Below are 16066 nucleotides of genomic sequence, written 5' to 3'. Positions count from 1 at the left end.
TCATGCTGATCATCTCAGGCGCCGCCGGCGGCGCGCCGGTTGTAGGCGAACCCTATGACCAGAATGATGACGCAAGCACTCTGCGCCATTACCCCTTGAAGTGTCGGGAAAAAGCCGACCAAATCGACGCGAGGGAGTGCCAGCAGCCGCTCCGGCATCAGGTTCGCCTCCTGTAGTGCCGCGACACCTTTGCCAGTCAAGACGACCGCCAGAATCGCCATCAGGCCGGCGCTCAGCGAAAAGAACTTTCCGATTGGTAGTCTGGTCGAGTAGGCCAAAAGCAGACAAGCGATCAGCGCCAATCCGAGGATGGCGGTCGCAGCGCCGCCCAGCACGGCGTGATGGTTTCCTTCACTCCACAAGGCCACGTAGAACAAGATCGTCTCGAAGACTTCGCGATAGACCACAACAAAGGCCAAGGCGAACAGGAACCATGCCGAGCGACGTGTCAGTGCCTGGTCGACCTTCTCCTTGATGTATTGCTGCCACGCGCCCGCTTGGCTTTTTCCGTGCATCCAGATGCCGACGAACAGCAGCACGGCCGCAGCGAACAGACTGCCGCCACCCTCGGTTGCTTCACGGCTCGCTCCACTGATTGAAATCAGATACGTGGCGGCCCCCCAAGTTGCAACGCCACCCAGCAGCGCCACCACGGTGCCGGCGTGGACATAAGGCAGCACCTCAGAACGATTCGCTTTACGCAAAAAAGCGACGATGGCAACTACGATCAGCAGTGCTTCAAGGCCCTCGCGCAGAAGAATCGTGAAGGCGCCGACAAACGCGGATGCCGGGCTGTTTTCATGCGCGCCCAGTCGCGCCTCGGCTTGATCGAGCAACTGACCCGCCGTATCGATACGCTGCATAAAATCCGCTTCGGGCACCCCGCTGGAAATGCTCGATCGCAGATCCGTCATCGCGGTTTCGACGCGACGCAACAGAGGTTCATCCTTGGCGGCCAACTGAGGCTCGACCGGTTCGAAGCCGTCGAGATAAGCGGATACGGCAAGACGGGACGCCGTCGCTCGATCGCCCTTGCGATAAGCGTCCGCGCTTTCGCGCAAACGGTCGCGGGCGAGTTTTAGAACGCTGCCCTGCGAGACCGTCACCGCAGCCGGATTGCGCCGCAGGTACGACACGGCTGCTACTGCTGTGGCATCTCCCATTTCCGTCGATAGCGTTGCCGGCGTCGTTGTCGTCAGAGCGTCCATGCCGGTGATCGCCTCGCGTAGTTGCGCATCGTCCCGCCAAAGTTGTTTTCCCTGCGCCTGGGATGCCTCTGGGAAAGCGAACTGGCCAACGACAAAGGCAAGCGCCCAGCGATCCTCATCCGGCAGATTCGCGAAGCTGCGCATCGAGGTGCCGTCGAGGCCTTGGCCGATGACTTGGTACAGCGCGAACACGCTACGTTCCCGCGCACGCATCAGGTCCGTGAAATCGACTGGTTTAGGGTCAAGGCTGGCGGAGGCAGGCCCATTGCCCTTGCCTTCGTTGCCATGACAGGCGCTGCAGCCTTCTGCATAGAGCTGATGACCTCGTGCGAGGTCTGGGATAACTCGCGGTGATAGCGCGATCGGGTAGACCGCCAAGAGCTGTCCGGCGAGATCGCGGGCTTTCCGGGCAACGGTTTCCGGTGACTCGCGACCGGCGATGGCGGACTGCAATCCTTGAGCGCCCGATACCAGTTCGTCGTGTTCAGGACCCGCCGGCAACGCGGAAATTTCGCGTAGGACGGTCGCGGAGAAGTCGGACATCTCCGCATATTCCGATGCGCTGATCACCGCCCCATTCGCTACCGCACCGCGGTAGTCGACGGCGAGATAGTCCAACAGCCGCCAAATGGTCTTCACTTCGGTAGGCGCTGCGGCCGCGCCAGCGAAGACAGGCCACAGCAGCGCCAGCAATAGGTAACGCATCAATTTCAACAATGCAGCATTCCTTCCTTCTGATGCCGGGAAACACGGCATCGCGCCGATCCCATGAAAGTGTCCGGGCCGCTCATCACTCAGGATCAGCCTGGGCGGTGCGGTTGCAAAACAGCGCGATGAGTGTTGCCGGGGTTCGCCTTGAGTTCGGCGCGGGCTTGCCGGATGACCGAAAAGGCGGCGCTGAGCCCCAGACCCGCCATGCCGACTGCGACCACGATGTCCGGCCAACCTTGTCCCAGACCCAACACCCCGGCGGCCGCCAGCATCACCGCGACGTTGCCGATTGCGTCGTTGCGAGAGCACAGCCAGACCGATCGCATATTGGCGTCGCCGTCACGGAACGAATACAGCAGGACGGCAACCGAGCCGTTTGCCACCAAAGCCAGCAGGCCAATGGCGCCCATGACCCCGGCTTCCGGTGTCACGCCACTGGTGACGTTCCAAGCCGCTTGGCCCAACACATATAGGCCGTAGGTTCCCATCGCCATGCCCTTGATGAGGGCGGCGCGGGAACGCCACACGACCGCCATCGACAACACGATCAGGGAAAGCGCGTAGTTGGCGGCATCCCCAAAAAAATCCACCGCGTCGGCCAGAAGTGAGGCTGATCCCGCATTCCATCCGGACGCCAGTTCGACGCCAAACATGGCGAGATTGACGACCAACGCCACCCAGAGCACGCGGCGGTACCGGGGCGACACCTCGGACTTGGTGGGGGCCGAACCGCAATCGCAACAACCGGACATCGAAATCTCCTGTCGATATCCTTATTCAACACCTTGTAGTAGGTTTAAGGTCAAGCCCGAATACATGAGAATTCTGTGACAGCCCTCAAGATTGGAGAGTTGGCCGCCCGGCTGGACGTGCCGGCCGAAACGATCCGGTACTACGAACGGGAGGGCCTTCTGCCTCAAGCACAGCGCACTGCTGGCAACTACCGGCTCTACGACTCGGCCTTGATTGAGCGCCTGACCTTCATTCGCAACTGCCGTGCGCTGGACATGACCTTGAATGAAATCCGCGCCTTGCTCGTCCTGCGCGACGGCCCAGACGAGGAATGCGGCGGCGTCAATCAGTTGCTCGATCAGCACATCAAGCACGTGGCCGAGAGGATCGCCGAGCTTCAACGACTGGAGCATCAACTGCAGCTGCTACGGAGCCGGTGCTCGCGATCGGCGACCATGGGCCATTGCGCGATTCTCAACGGACTATCGGCCGGAGACGCCAGTATTCCGGCAATGACTCCGTCCAGACCGGGGCTCTGAATCGAGCCGGCCTGCTGCGGCACGCGAACCGGTCGTTTGCCCATCCGTCCACCTGCGCCCTCAGGAAGCCTGGCGGACTTGGAGGGCCTCCCTGATCAGTCGTTCCGAATTCGCGGTTCACAGCTGCTCGGAGAGTTGGAACGCCAAGCGCGCTGATCATCGACGTCGATGCCGAAGATGCGATCGATCATGGCGGGCCAAACCAAACCCGAGAAGCATGCCTTCCCGAGTCTGAGATTGCCGACCTCGGCGATGACCGCGATCTCGTTGGTTCCCGGCAGGCCGCACATGGACCAGACGATTTCGGGATATTCCTTGTCAGTGAACCCTGAGCCGTAGTCGATGGCCGTCTCGCCGAGGAACGCAGCGTTGGCTCGCGCCGCGACCTGTTCCGGAGACTCGTCACTCATGATCGAGACACTGCCGAAGGACCTGGATAGCCCTTGCGCCGACGGTACTGCTCGGCATGGGCTCCAAGGAACAGCTTCATCGTCTCGCGGTACTGGAGAACTTCGGCCGGAAGCTCCAGCGCGAGTTCCTGGGCAATCGCGACCGCGTACTTCAGCTGCTTGTCCGTCGGGGGAAGCAACTCGCCTTCGAGCACAGCAGTGACCAGATCAACGATACGCCGTGCCAGATCGTTTCGGCCACGCTCGGCCGCCACCGGCGGCTCGGCCTTGCCGATCACCTGCAGCAGGCGCTCCTCGATGTGCCCCTCAAATGGAAGGGCCAGATGAAGCTCGGAATCCTCATACATCAATCGAAAACACACGCGCTGCCCTCAGTCCTGTCGAAAGTTCACGAAGCACGCACCCCGCCGTACTTCTCTCGCAATTCGGACTGTCCGCTGTGCATCGAGAGTTTGGCCCCAGCCGCACACGGAAATACCACCCGCAAGTGCCGTAGGGCCCAGATATCCCGCTAGAATCTCAGACTATAGTCGGTAGATCAATAGTCGTCGGGAACTCATTGTCCGCCGGATGGCGGCCAAGTCCAAGCAACGCAACCCGGTGGCAATCGCGTTCGGCGCCGTGCTGAGGGAAACCCGCACCCAAACGGGCCAGTCCCAGGAGGCGCTGGGACTGGCTTGCGACATTGACCGGACCTATGTGTCCCTGCTGGAGCGTGGTGAGCGGCAACCGACGCTCGGGACTTTATTTGCCCTGTCAGGACAACTCGGGGTGCCGCCGGAGCTTCTCGTTGCCCAGACTGCCAAGGAACTACGCCGGGCTGGTCCTTCAAGTCTAGGCAGAGGTCAGCGAAAAAGCTGATTGATCCGCGCGAATAGACCCTCGAAAGTCGTCAACGCAGCCGGGTCCGGAGTCGTCCCAGGATTTTGCGAGAAGGCCACCGCCGGCAGATAGTGGTTGAATCCGCCAGCTTTCTTGAGCTTGATGCCGGAACTGGCCAACCACTCGTCGATGCGCGCGATGATGCGATCACCTGGCGGAAGCGCCGCCAAGGTCACGGTGGTGCCGCCAAGGGCTTGGGCATAGGTTCGATTGAAGCATTCGAGATAGACGACGGGATCGAGCAAATCTTCGAGGTCCGTGGCTGGTGACGCGGCGCCTCCGGCAGGCCGGAACTCGCCGGCGTGTATCACGGCTTTAGCTGCAACCATCTTTTGCTTGACCAGTTCGGCGAGCCGTTGCTCCGGTGAGCCTGAATAGTCATGAAAGATCGCCATCTCCAGGCGGTTGCCGCTGAGCAACGCAATGAACGTGGCGATCTTGTCCAGACCGCCCGTAGGCACGATCGTAATATCGTCCCTCAAACCTTCCCGGCCTTCAGCTTCGAGTAGAGAACTCATGGCCGAAAGATACAGCAGGTCCGCTGGTCCCTCGACGAGCAGATTGCGTTTCGAAATGAAGAGACTCTGAGCCATCGTCCAGCCCAGCGCTGCCTGCAGCGGAAAGATCGTGCGCGGGTCGGAGCCGACCAGATTCTCTGATAGCAGCGTGCCTTCCTTAGCCTTGTCCTCCACGATGCGGACGTGATCCAGGTGCTCCATCTCAACCATGAAGGGAGAATGGGTCGTGTAGATCACCTGGTAGCGCTTGGACAGCTCGTGGATGTAGCGCAGGAAGTCGGCTTGAGCCAGCGCATGCAGGCTCAAGCCGGGCTCGTCGAGCAGCAGCACGAGTCCTCGCTCGCCTTCGAACCCTGCGGTAGACAGCTGCTGCTGCACATCGTCGAACCAGACCAGGAAGCTGAAGAACCAGATGAAGCCACGGCTGCGCTGCTTGAACGGTGTGCTTACACCACGGTGCCGCATGTTCTTGATGCGAAGATATAGATTGGGACCATTGTTGAAAGGCGGAGCATCCTTGGGATCTGGCTTGATGTCCACCTCGACGACCAGGTCCTCATTCTGCTTCCAGAACTCCATGATCTGATCGGTGAGCTGGATCGAGACGCCTTCGATCTTGGCCTTCAGCGTTTCGTAGCCGACGTCAGCCGTGAAGTCAGACACCGCGATGTCCGCCATGCGCAGCAATCCGAGTACGCCGAGGTGTTCGGGCTCAAGTGCCTTGGCATCGGTTTTGGAGCGATCGTAACGCGCCGAGAGATCGGCCAAGTTGACTTTGCTCGGAAGGACTTCGTAGTCGCCGAAGTAGAGAAACTTCGGGCGCCGGGCGCTCAGCCAGACCCACACTTCCCATTCCACCACCGAATCCCATTTTGTTTTCCCGACGCGCGTTTCCAGCGCCGACAAGAACTTTTGATCTTCTTCGGTAAGCGAACCCGACAAACCTTTGAGCGTCTCGACGGCCTTACGCAAAGTGGGGGCGGATTTCAAAGCGCTTTTGGCGTCCGTGCTGAGCGCGGTATTGGCGACCAGCCAATTGATGACCGGCTGCTCTTCCACGTCGACAATGATCGTGGCAGCGTTGTTGTAGTGCTGGATCACGGAGAAGCTGAAGTCTGATGGCACGTTGACGTGCAGTGCTTTGTTGAGCGCCGCACGCTCCGCTTCTGAAAGCCGGTAATGCAGTTGGGTCGTGCTGTCTGGACTTGTTTCGTGACGCTTCAGATACGTGGGCAAGTCTTTGCGTGGGTAGTCCTCGACGGCATCGAACTTCGTTGTACCTTTGGCGTCTGCCGATTTCTCCAGCGCTTTCAGGAAAACGGTCTTGCCAGCCTCGTTCATGCCGACCAGCACGGTTTCATGCTCATCGATAGAAATGGTCTGCTTCGAGTTGATCGAGCGAAATGGGTGAATCGTTGCGGACGTCAGAAACATGGCCCCCCCGGGTTTTTAGCGCATAGCAGGCTGCGTGCGATGTGGAAGTTCTAGCAGAATTTGTGGTTCAAGGGCGTCGGCGAAACAGATCAGAGGCTTTGCTTTTAAGGACGTCACCAACTTCTGAGTACCGGATCACACTTTTCACCATGCGGTGACCGGTCATCGCCATGGTTTCTGCCAAGGGGACATCGCTCATGCTGGCCTCAGTCACGAATCCGCGCCGGAGACTATGACCAGCGAAATCGCCGGGCAGACCAGCAAGCTGGGCGCGACGTTGGACGATGGCCGCAATCGCATGGGCAGACAGGCGTGGCCCCAGCTTTGCGCCCCAAAGGCGCCGGAAAACGGCTCCTTCGGTGATATTCGCGGCGGTCAGCCAACGACGTAGGGCGGCTGCCGTTTCGGCCTTTACGGGTTTCGGGCCGTTGTCGCCGGTCTTCGATCGCCGCATGCGGAAAACAGCCTGATCGGCTCCCAGCCACTCGAAGTCCCGGTACTCGGCACCTGCGATTTCCGAGCGCCGGCGGCCGCCGCTGGCCCAACCGAACAACAGGATCGCCTGGTCTCGCAAGCCTTCCAAGCTCTCATCGCAGGTCACCAGCATCTGCTCCAGGGCGTCGAGTGTGGCGGCACTCTTCGATTTGGGGCCTTCGCCATACTCAAGCGCCAGCTTCCGGCAATCCGATAGGAGTCGCCGAATGGCAGGTGCCCGGCAGGGGCTCTCCAGCCCTTTTTCTCCATGGGCCCATGACAGGACGGCCAGGCGCTGATCAATGGTGGTCATGCGATGTCGGCCCAGCGTCGTTTTGAAGCCGGCCGCAACCAATGCTTGATCGACTTGCTCCGGCATGGCGTGATGAATGACCAAGCGCGCTTCGGCGCCGGCCTGGCGCTGGGGTCGACCAAAGTGATCGATCACGAACAATTGCACCCGATGTTCGGATACAGGGAGCCTCATAGGCTCCCCGAATCGAACTTGGGTCCAGGCGCTGAAGTAACGCAGCGCCTTCATGTAGGCATTCCAGGTCGATGACGGGGTGGCGGCCAGGCGGATATCGAGAATCGCCGCTTCGACTTGTTCCGCAAGAGCGGCAGGCTCAAGGTGCGATACGACCGAAACTTCGGCGATGGGGGTGGAAAGTTCTGGGATTGGATTGGATTTCATTTATAACGTATTACGTGTATTTTATTACGATAAACAAACTGTACCGACGTAAAGGAACACTTAACGTAGGTATACGCTGAAATCGTAGAAAACGGAATCAGGGAGGCTTTGGCGATGCGAACTGGCGTCAATTTGGTGGACGTTACCCGTGCTGCGGACCAGCTCTTGGCCGATGGCGAGCGGCCCACGGTCGAAGGCATCCGCAAACTGCTTGGCACCGGCTCGCCCGGCAATGTGAACACGCTGCTGAGGGAGTATTACCAGACGCTGCCGGGGCGACTGAATTTGCCGGCCCCGATCGCAACGGCTGCCGCCGAGCTGTACGACAAAGTGCGGTCAACCGCGATGGAAGAGGTAACGGAGCAGCGCGTTGATTTGGAGCGCCAGATGGCACTGGAGCGTGAGCAACTGGCTCAGGACAGGCGCTCGTTCGAGACCGAAAAGACCAACCTGCGAAGCCAAGCCGCTGCCCTGACCAATGATGTCGAGCGCCTGCAGGATCAAGTTCGGCAGGCGGCCACGAGGATCGCGAGCCTTGAGAAAGAACTGGCCGGACAAGCCGAACGCGCCGCGACGGCGGAGGCCCGGGCGGGCGCGGCCGATGAAGAACGAGAGCGCGCCAGCACCCGTCATGGGGCGGAATTACAGCGCCTGCGTGATCAATCGGAAGGCAACGAGCGCCATTTCCTATCCAGGATTGAAGAGCACAAAACCCAGCACCAGCGTCTCCAGGCCGAGCGTGATCGTGAGTCCGCGATGGCCGCCAAACGGACGGCAGAGCTGGAATCGTCACTGTCTGAAGCTCTCAAGGTGCAGGCTTCGCTACGTGCCGACCAAGCCGCCCTGCAGCGTGAGCTGATCAAGTATCGGGAGTCGGCACAGGCAGCCGAAGCGGCTGTGGAGCGCCTGCATGTTGAATCCGCCAAGACGGAAGCGGCGCATCGCAGCGCCTTGGAAAAGGTACAGCTCGAACTTGAAAGCGGCCGCAAAGCAATTGAACAGCACCGCCGAGAACGCGATGACGCGGTCCGCGAGGCCGCTCGCGCAGAGGGAAAACACCAAGCATTCCAGGCCCAACTGGAGGAAGCTCGTGCGGAAATACTGCGGCTGCACCGAAGCAACGCCGACGCGGCAAACCTCGATCGGAAAGACGAACAGCGACCGTGAACGAACTTACCGCCCAAGAAATTGACGAGGCAATCTGGCCACCGGCTCTGATCTTCTACATCCACGCGATGCAGTTCAACGTCCGTGCAGCGCTGGGCTCACTGGAGTTGGCGGGTGATGCTATGGGGCTCACACCAGGCTCTACCGCTCCGGAGCGAATAGAACAAGACTTCGTCCTCAACCATCTTCAGAACGCGATCATCCATGCTGGCGCCGTGTCGCGGCATTTCTGGCCCACGAAGGGAAAAGGGGCGGCGGCAAGGAAGACCCAGGCCCGCGGAGTGTTGCTGCGACGCCAGCTCGAAATCAAAGATGACAGCCCATTGGCTGACCGAAGGCTCCGAAATGCCATCGAGCACTTCGACGAACGCCTGGACGCGTATCTGGCCAATGGAATCGCGGGCATCATCCTGCCGCATTACGTCGGCCGATCCATAGAGCCGTCTGGAATCCCGGGCCATATCTTTCGCGCGTTCTATACGGATACGTTGGTGTTCGAGATCATCGGTGAGCGATATGAGATTCCTCCGCTGATCGATGAACTGCAACGGCTGGAGGGGGCGCTAGAAGCAAAAAATCGTGGTGGCTAAATGTGTCACCGACGCCGGTGCCGCTATTGTCCTTTAGGCGCAGTAAACGTGGGTTTTTCCGTCATCGACCAGGCATTGCCACTGCCTCTTCGAGATCAAACACCAACTGTGGACGTACCATAACCCATTGATATTAAAAGACTATCCGCAAAATAACTCCGTATGTAACTGATTTTATTATGCTTTTCTAGCGTGGGTTTTTCCGCCTCAGGTCAGATGACCCCTACTTGGTGGTGCACGGTTTACGGCCCGTCCCAACGGCAGGGGCAATGCCGGCCGAGCGATGACTGCCTGTGCCCTGGGCGTGGCGCTCGTGGCCGCGCGTTTCCGGCTCTACTTTTTGCTGTTCGTCATGCTGCTCGGGATGGAGCGGGTCTGGCGGTCGATCCGCTGATTCCGCGGAGGCCCATTTCGATCAGCGGGCGCTTGTCGGCGTCGGATCGCGCGATCCGTGCGAGTTCGCACTGCAGGCGTTTGGCCCGATCCGCACTGGCGAGCTCGAGCAGTTCGAGGCGGGCAAGCCATTCGTCGGGGAAGAGTTGCAGCGCATTCTCGATCGACTGCAAGTCGGACGAAGCCGGTGCGCCGTCTTCGCGCAGGGCACGCAGCTGCGCGTAGATCGCATCGAGCTTAACGCCCGCTGCGTCGAGCGCGGTGGACTCCCGGACCGAGGCGGGCGGGGCGTCGGCATCCGCCAGGCTCTCACGATCGGCCGGTCCGCCAGTGACCGAGACGATGGCTTCGCCGACGCCGAGGTCGTAGCGGCCCCATTGCGGTTCGAACAGGCGCTCGCCGGCCAGGCCCGTCACCGTGCAGTCGCCGAAGCTCAAGATCAGGTTGCGACCGTTCTCGCGCGCCAGGCTTTCGAGACGTCCCTGCACGCGGATGCCCGACAGATAGTCGAGCCGTACGTTCTGGCCGATCGCGATGCCGAGCTGCTTGAGTTCGTCGACGGAATACTCCGACAGGCAACGCGGCAGGCCTTGCAGCCGCCCGACCGGCGAGCCATAGCCTTCGGCATGCGTCTGGATGCCGTGGCCGGGCAGCTCGCGTCCGTGATGAGCGAGCTGCGTGGGGCCGCGCGTGCACAGGTAGATGGCGTTGCCGATCGCGTCGGTCAGCACGCGGTCGAATACACCGCCGACTTCGAGCCCCGAGTTGTAGCGGGCCGTGCAGATGGAGCCGCTGTCGATCGCGATGCGCAGCGATTCGGCTCCACCTTTGCGAAAGCACATGCCTTGCGCGAACACCTCGAGCACCTGTGTCAGGTGCTGGCAGCTGCGCGCGACGAACAGCTGCGGCTGCGGGCGCGTGATGTCGTAGGGCGTGTTCACGGCTTCGACCGTCAACGGCAGCTTGCGCACGGCGCCATCGTCGAGACAGCTGCGGCTTTCGCCGAGCGAAGACAGCAGGCCGGCGCCGAACAGCTTGTAGTTCGCAACATCGCCGACGAGCCCGTATTCGATCGTCCACCACTGCAGGCGCGCGAGCCTGGCGGCTTCGGACGAATGATCGTTGGCCGCGAGCGCCGCATCGAGCCGGGCCTGGGCGTTCGCGAGCTCGGCATCGCTCGCGTCGCGCGCTTCCTTGAGCGCGGATAGCGCGCGTATCGCGAGAAAGACCTCGTGATCGGCCTGCGTCGATATCGCCTTCATGCTGATCTCGCCGAAGCGTTGCAGGTATTCGGCGTAGTCGACGTCGACGATGAACGGCGCATGCCCGGCGGATTCGTGGACGATGTCGGGCGCCGGCGTGTAGAGGATGTTGTCGATGCTGCGCATGTCCATCGCGATGGCGAGGATGCGCCGCATCTGGAACTCCGAGAACACGCTCGTCGGAATGTAGCCGTCGACGACGAGCGCCGACCAGCCCAACGGTTCGAGGCAGCGATTCATCTCGTCGATCGACGGAATGCGATCGAGCCGGATGCCGGTCTTCTTCAGGCCTTCGAAATACACCGGATGCGCCGAATGCTCGAGCGAGCGCGTGAGCTGGCGCATGATGAAACGCCAGACCGCATGATCGCGCGCCGTGTAGCGCGCGTAATCCTGCACGCAAGCGTAAGGCCTCAGGTGACGCGGCAAGCGGGCGATGATCTCGGCTTGCGTGGACATGGCGTCAAGACCGCGCCGGAAACTGAGAAGGATGCGTATCGGCGAAGGCCGGCAGGGCCATGCAGCGGTCGTCGATCTCGCGCAGGATCGGGTAGGGCTTCATGTCGACTTCGAAGCGCCGCGCATTGACGATCTGCGGAACCAGGAAGATGTCGGCCAGAGACGGCTGATCGCCAAAGCAGAACGCGCCGCGCCGGGATGAAGCCGACAGGCGCTGTTCGAGCGCATCGAAGCCACGCGCGATCCAGTGCCCCGACCAGTCCTGTCGCTGAGCTTTGTCCAGGCCGAGGCCGTCGCGCAGATGGTTCAGCACGCCGAGATTCTGCAGCGGATGGATTTCGCAGCCGATCGACAGCGCGATCTGGCGAACCCAGGCGCGGTCGGCCGCATTCGTGCGCGGCAGCAGCGGAACCTGCGGATGCGTCTCGTCGAGGTACTCGATGATCGCGAGCGACTGCGTGATCAGCGTTCCGCCGTCGTCCAGTACGGGCACGAGCCTGGCGGGGTTCTTTTCGGCGAAGCCCGGTGCGAGCTGATCGTGGCGCGTCAGGTCGATCAGATGGCTGCGGTAGTCCAGGCCCTTGAGTGCGAGCGCGATGCGCACGCGATACGAGGCCGAGCTGCGGATGTGGTGGTAGAGCGTCAGCGCGTGGGCCAATGTCGGGCTCCTTCGCAAATCTTGGCTGTCATTGCCGCGAAGGCGGGAATGACAGCTAGGTGGGGCGGTTCACGGATCGTACCCGCTGATCGATGGCCCCGAAGATAGTTCGGGACTGCGCATCGAGCATTTCGATGCGGATGCGATCACCGTCGCGCATGAAGCCGGTGCCCGGTTTGCCGTCGCGGATCGTTTCGATCATGCGCAGCTCGGCGATGCACGAATAGCCGCGACCGCCGTCGGCGATCGAGGAGCCATGCGCAGTCCCCTGTTTGTTTGAGACCGTGCCCGAACCGATGATGGTCCCGGCCTCGAGCCTGCGCGTACGCGCCGCATGCGCGACGAGCTGGCCGAAGTGGAAGGTCATGTCTTCGCCGGCTTCGGGCCTGCCGAACAGACTGCCGTTGAGATGGCTCAGCAGGGGAAGATGCAGCTTGCCGTCGCGCCAGGCGTCGCCGAGTTCGTCCGGCGTGACGGCGACCGGCGAGAACGCCGAAGCCGGCTTGGACTGGTAGAAGCCGAAACCCTTGGCGAGTTCGCCCGGAATCAGGTTGCGCAGCGAAACGTCGTTGACGAGCATGAGCAGCCGCAGCTGCGACAAGGCCTGATCGGCGTTCGCGCCCATCTCGATGTCGCCGGTGATGACCGCGATCTCGGCTTCGAAATCGATGCCCCAGCTCGGGTCGGCGACGATGTCGTCGGTCGGCGCGAGAAAGCGATCGGAGCCACCCTGGTACATCAAGGGATCGTGCCAGAAGCTCTCGGGCAGCTCGGCTCCGCGCGCACGGCGCACGAGTTCCACGTGATTGACGTAGGCGCTGCCGTCGGCCCACTGATAGGCGCGCGGCAAGGGCGAGTCGCAGGCGCTCGCATCGAACGTGAAACTGTTCGTGAGTTCGCCGCGATTGAGCTGATGGTAGAGGGTTTGCAGCTTCGGCGCGATGTTCGGCCAGTCGTCGAGCGCGCCTTGCAGGGTCGCTGCGACATGCCCGACGCGCACGGCCTTGCCCAGATCGCGCGACACCACGATCAGGCTTCCATCGCGTCCGCCGCGCAGGCTCGCGAGTTTCATGCGGCGGTCTCCGCTGCGTGCTTCCGATGCAGCCAGGCGGCGTGACGCGGGGCCTTCTTCGTGCGGCTCCATTCTTCGAGCATGGCCGGCGCGACGTCGTGGAGCTGCGCCATCTGCTCGGGCGTGCAGGTGTTGCTCGTCAGCTCGATCCGATGGCCGTTCGGGTCGAAGAAGTAGATCGAGGTGAAGATGCCGTGATCGGTCGGCCCGACGACGGACAGGCCTTCGCGCTGCAGGCGGACCTGCGCCTCGCGCAGCTCGTCCAGGCTGCCGAGCTCGAAGGCGATGTGCTGCACCCAGTCGGGCGTGTTGGCGTCGCGGCCCATCTCGGGCGCGTTTGGCAGTTCGAAGAAAGCCAGCACGTTGCCCATGCCGGCATCGAGAAACACGTGCATGTACGGATCGGGCGCGCCGGTCGACGGTACCTCGTCTTCGGCGATGGCGAGGACGAAGTCCATGCCGAGCACGCGCTGATAGAACTCGACGGTCTGCTTCGCATCGCGGCAGCGATACGCCACGTGGTGAATGCGCTGGATGTTCATGCGGCGGTTTCCTTGGGCTTCAGCACCCCACGTTCGATCTGGTCGCGCTCGATCGATTCGAACAGCGCCTTGAAGTTGCCTTCGCCGAATCCGGTGTCCCGCTTGCGCTGGATGAACTCGAAGAAGATCGGGCCGACCATCGCCTCCGAGAAGATCTGCAGCAGCAGGCGCGGTTCGCCGCCTTCGGTCGTGCCGTCGAGCAGAATGCCGCGACGCTGCAGTTCCTCGACGGGTTCGCCGTGACCCGGCAGGCGCTGGCCGAGCATCTGGTAGTAGGTCGCGGGCGGCGGCGTCATGAAACGCAGGCCGCGCGCCTTGAGCTGGTCCCAGGCTTGCAGCAGATCGTCGCAGGCGAAGGCGATGTGCTGGATGCCCTCTCCGTTGTAGGCCATCAGGAACTCTTCGATCTGGCCCTTGCCGCCCTGCGATTCCTCGTTGAGCGGGATGCGGATGCGGCCGTCGGGCGCCGTCATCGCCCTGGAGGTCAGGCCGGTGTATTCGCCCTTGATGTCGAAGTAGCGAATCTCGCGGAAGTTGAACAGGCGCTCGTAGTAGCGGCTCCAGAACGCCATACGGCCGCGATAGACGTTGTGCGTGAGGTGATCGATCACCGAGAAGCCGCAGCCCTCGGGTTTGCGTTGCACGCCGTCGATGAAGCGGAAATCGATGTCGTAGATCGAGCTGCCTTCGTCGTAGCGATCGATCAGATACAGGGTGGCGCCACCGATGCCACGGATCGCGGGCAGCCGCAGCTCCATCGGGCCGGTCGGAACCTCGATCGGCTGCGCGCCGAGTTCGAGCGCACGCTGGTAGGCCTTGGCGGCGTCCTTGACGCGAAACGCCATGCCGCAGGCCGACGGTCCGTGCTCCTCGGCGTAGAACGCGGCCGGGCAGTTCGGCTCGTAGTTGGCGATGAAGTTGATGCCGCCCTGGCGCCAGAGGTCGACCTGCTTGGATCGATGCACGGCCACGCGCGTGAAGCCCAGGGTTTCGAAGACAGGCTCGAGTTCGCTGCGATCGCGGGCCGCGAACTCGACGTACTCGAAGCCATCGAGGCCCATGGGGTTTTCGAACAAATCCGACATCGCCGTCCTCCGCGGTGGTCGCCGGCCTTGGCCGCGCGACTCGTTGATCGTCTGCTGGTGAAGATGCTACTGCCGTTGAGGCGGTGGATTTCTCCTATTTCATTCGGAGAAAGAGGATAAAGTGGTGGAAATCACCTGATGGAAGTCATTCGATGACGGATTCCACCTCAAGACTCGACCGCGGCCAGGCCCGCATCCTCTACGAGCTCCAGCGCAACGGCCGGCTGTCCAACGTCGAGCTCGCCCAGTTGCTCGGTATGTCGGAGTCGCCCTGCCTGCGGCGCGTCAAGCAGCTCGAACAGGACGGCGTCATCGCCGGCTACCAGGCCCGGCTCGACCAGCGCCGGCTCGGGCTGCCGGTGACGGCCTACGTGCAGGTCTCGATCGACAAGCAGGACGACCGGCTGCGCGAAGGCTTCATCGCGCGCGTGCAGGCCGAGGAACACATCATCGAATGCCATGCGATGACCGGCACCTCGGACTTCATGCTCAAGGTCGTCGCGCGCAGCATCGACCATTTCTCCGATATCGCCATGCGCGGCATCCTGCGCTGGCCCGGCGTGCGCGGCATCGAGTCGCAGTTCAGCCTCGAGGTCGTCAAGGCCAATGGACCGCTTCCGGTCCCGACGCGGGAGAGCAATTAAGCGTCACGGGTGACGTTAATAAAAATTTGGAATCGGCGCAGAGGAAATCCGTCGTTCCCACCGGTGGCGGCTGCGGTTTCATGACGGTGGTGTCATCTTCGGTGCACGAAGAAGGCGCCAGCCGGGGGGAAAGCGCATGGACACCGACATCAGCAGCAGCTGCACGAGGCCATTTCGGTTTCGCCACTGGGGCATCGCTGCGCTGATGATCGTCTCGACCTTGCCGGCCTGTGCGACCACCGCCGATGCGGACCTGCAGAAAAAGGCGCTCGACGCCGAACTCGCCGAGCGCGGCTGGCGCGCCGGCGAAGAGGTGCGCTCGGTCAACGGCTATAGCGTGCAGGGCTTTCAGTCGGTCGACGATCGGCACGTGATCCTCGATGCCGGCATCACGCGCCAGTACCTGATCACCACGAGCTCGCCGTGCACCGATCTGCAGTACCACGAGCGCCTGCGCGTTTCGACCAATGTAGCGAACGAGCTCACCACGCTCGACACGGTTTACGCGCTCGACCCGACCGGCCGCCAGGCTTGCCCGATCGCCCGGTTGCAGAAACTCGAGAGGATCAGCTCGGCCCAGTAGGCCGCGCGC

Annotated in this window: 17 protein-coding genes; 6 read left to right on the top strand and 11 right to left on the bottom strand. The window is 62.0% G+C overall.

The annotated features are described in order from the left end of the window. Positions 1-14: 14 nt before the first annotated feature. Both AC3WUM_RS20640 and AC3WUM_RS20635 read right to left on the bottom strand, forming a co-directional pair. Positions 15-1925: an FTR1 family protein gene (locus AC3WUM_RS20640; protein WP_492412687.1), complete on the bottom strand. Its 1911-nt coding sequence runs from the start codon at positions 1923-1925 to the stop codon at positions 15-17. Positions 1926-2008: 83 nt separating this feature from the next. Beyond that, positions 2009-2671: a cation efflux transmembrane domain-containing protein gene (locus tag AC3WUM_RS20635; RefSeq protein WP_492412685.1), complete on the bottom strand. Its 663-nt coding sequence runs from the start codon at positions 2669-2671 to the stop codon at positions 2009-2011. Positions 2672-2746: 75 nt separating this feature from the next. Here AC3WUM_RS20635 and cadR point away from each other — a divergent pair, with 75 nt between their 5' ends. Continuing rightward, a complete protein-coding gene (gene cadR / locus AC3WUM_RS20630) occupies positions 2747-3190 on the top strand; it encodes a Cd(II)/Pb(II)-responsive transcriptional regulator (RefSeq protein WP_492412684.1) in 444 nt (147 codons plus the stop codon). 95 nt (positions 3191-3285) lie between these two features. On the opposite strand, the gene AC3WUM_RS20625 is transcribed toward cadR, so the two are convergent. Together AC3WUM_RS20625 and AC3WUM_RS20620 are read right to left on the bottom strand one after the other, a co-directional pair. Further along, positions 3286-3600, bottom strand: a complete 315-nt coding sequence (locus tag AC3WUM_RS20625) for a hypothetical protein (protein WP_492412682.1) — start codon at positions 3598-3600, stop codon at positions 3286-3288. Next, on the bottom strand, positions 3597-3947 hold the full coding sequence (locus AC3WUM_RS20620; RefSeq protein WP_492412681.1) for a hypothetical protein: 351 nt from the start codon (positions 3945-3947) through the stop codon (positions 3597-3599). The genes AC3WUM_RS20625 and AC3WUM_RS20620 overlap by 4 nt, the downstream gene beginning before the upstream one ends. A gap of 223 nt (positions 3948-4170) precedes the next feature. On the opposite strand from AC3WUM_RS20620, the gene AC3WUM_RS20615 reads away from it, so the two are divergent. Continuing rightward, positions 4171-4461, top strand: coding sequence for a helix-turn-helix domain-containing protein (locus tag AC3WUM_RS20615; protein WP_492412679.1), 291 nt, complete (start codon positions 4171-4173; stop codon positions 4459-4461). Here the strand turns inward: AC3WUM_RS20615 and AC3WUM_RS20610 are convergent. Beyond that, positions 4446-6434: an AAA family ATPase gene (locus AC3WUM_RS20610; protein ID WP_492412677.1), complete on the bottom strand. Its 1989-nt coding sequence runs from the start codon at positions 6432-6434 to the stop codon at positions 4446-4448. The genes AC3WUM_RS20615 and AC3WUM_RS20610 overlap by 16 nt on opposite strands. A 67-nt stretch (positions 6435-6501) precedes the next feature. Continuing rightward, positions 6502-7602, bottom strand: coding sequence for a site-specific integrase (locus AC3WUM_RS20605; protein ID WP_492412675.1), 1101 nt, complete (start codon positions 7600-7602; stop codon positions 6502-6504). Positions 7603-7716: 114 nt separating this feature from the next. On the opposite strand from AC3WUM_RS20605, the gene AC3WUM_RS20600 reads away from it, so the two are divergent. Together AC3WUM_RS20600 and AC3WUM_RS20595 are read left to right on the top strand one after the other, a co-directional pair. Beyond that, positions 7717-8769 carry a DNA-binding protein gene (locus AC3WUM_RS20600; RefSeq protein WP_492412673.1) on the top strand — a complete coding sequence of 351 codons (1053 nt, stop codon included), beginning with the start codon at positions 7717-7719 and terminating at the stop codon, positions 8767-8769. Beyond that, positions 8766-9359: a hypothetical protein gene (locus tag AC3WUM_RS20595; RefSeq protein ID WP_492412671.1), complete on the top strand. Its 594-nt coding sequence runs from the start codon at positions 8766-8768 to the stop codon at positions 9357-9359. Before AC3WUM_RS20600 ends, AC3WUM_RS20595 begins: the two co-directional genes overlap by 4 nt. 350 nt (positions 9360-9709) lie before the next feature. On the opposite strand, the gene AC3WUM_RS20590 is transcribed toward AC3WUM_RS20595, so the two are convergent. From AC3WUM_RS20590 to hppD, 5 genes are read right to left on the bottom strand one after another with little or no spacing between them, the layout of a single operon-like run. After that, entirely contained in the window at positions 9710-11473 is a 1764-nt protein-coding gene (locus tag AC3WUM_RS20590) for an aromatic amino acid hydroxylase (RefSeq protein ID WP_492412669.1), read from the bottom strand. 4 nt (positions 11474-11477) lie between these two features. Beyond that, positions 11478-12131: a maleylacetoacetate isomerase gene (gene maiA, locus AC3WUM_RS20585; protein ID WP_492412667.1), complete on the bottom strand. Its 654-nt coding sequence runs from the start codon at positions 12129-12131 to the stop codon at positions 11478-11480. Between the two features lie 55 nt (positions 12132-12186). Continuing rightward, positions 12187-13203, bottom strand: a complete 1017-nt coding sequence (locus tag AC3WUM_RS20580) for a fumarylacetoacetate hydrolase family protein (protein WP_492412665.1) — start codon at positions 13201-13203, stop codon at positions 12187-12189. After that, positions 13200-13745, bottom strand: a complete 546-nt coding sequence (locus tag AC3WUM_RS20575; RefSeq protein ID WP_492412663.1) for a VOC family protein — start codon at positions 13743-13745, stop codon at positions 13200-13202. The genes AC3WUM_RS20580 and AC3WUM_RS20575 overlap by 4 nt, the downstream gene beginning before the upstream one ends. Beyond that, positions 13742-14830, bottom strand: a complete 1089-nt coding sequence (gene hppD / locus AC3WUM_RS20570) for a 4-hydroxyphenylpyruvate dioxygenase (protein ID WP_492412662.1) — start codon at positions 14828-14830, stop codon at positions 13742-13744. The genes AC3WUM_RS20575 and hppD overlap by 4 nt, the downstream gene beginning before the upstream one ends. Before the next feature lie 152 nt (positions 14831-14982). On the opposite strand from hppD, the gene AC3WUM_RS20565 reads away from it, so the two are divergent. Together AC3WUM_RS20565 and AC3WUM_RS20560 are read left to right on the top strand one after the other, a co-directional pair. Then, positions 14983-15474: an Lrp/AsnC family transcriptional regulator gene (locus AC3WUM_RS20565; protein ID WP_492412661.1), complete on the top strand. Its 492-nt coding sequence runs from the start codon at positions 14983-14985 to the stop codon at positions 15472-15474. A gap of 136 nt (positions 15475-15610) precedes the next feature. Further along, positions 15611-16057, top strand: a complete 447-nt coding sequence (locus tag AC3WUM_RS20560) for a DUF6491 family protein (RefSeq protein ID WP_492412660.1) — start codon at positions 15611-15613, stop codon at positions 16055-16057. Positions 16058-16066: the final 9 nt, after the last annotated feature.

It is taken from the genome of Hydrocarboniphaga sp. FW305-C-57, from assembly GCF_058783045.1.
This window is presented reverse-complemented; position numbering and strand designations above follow the sequence as displayed.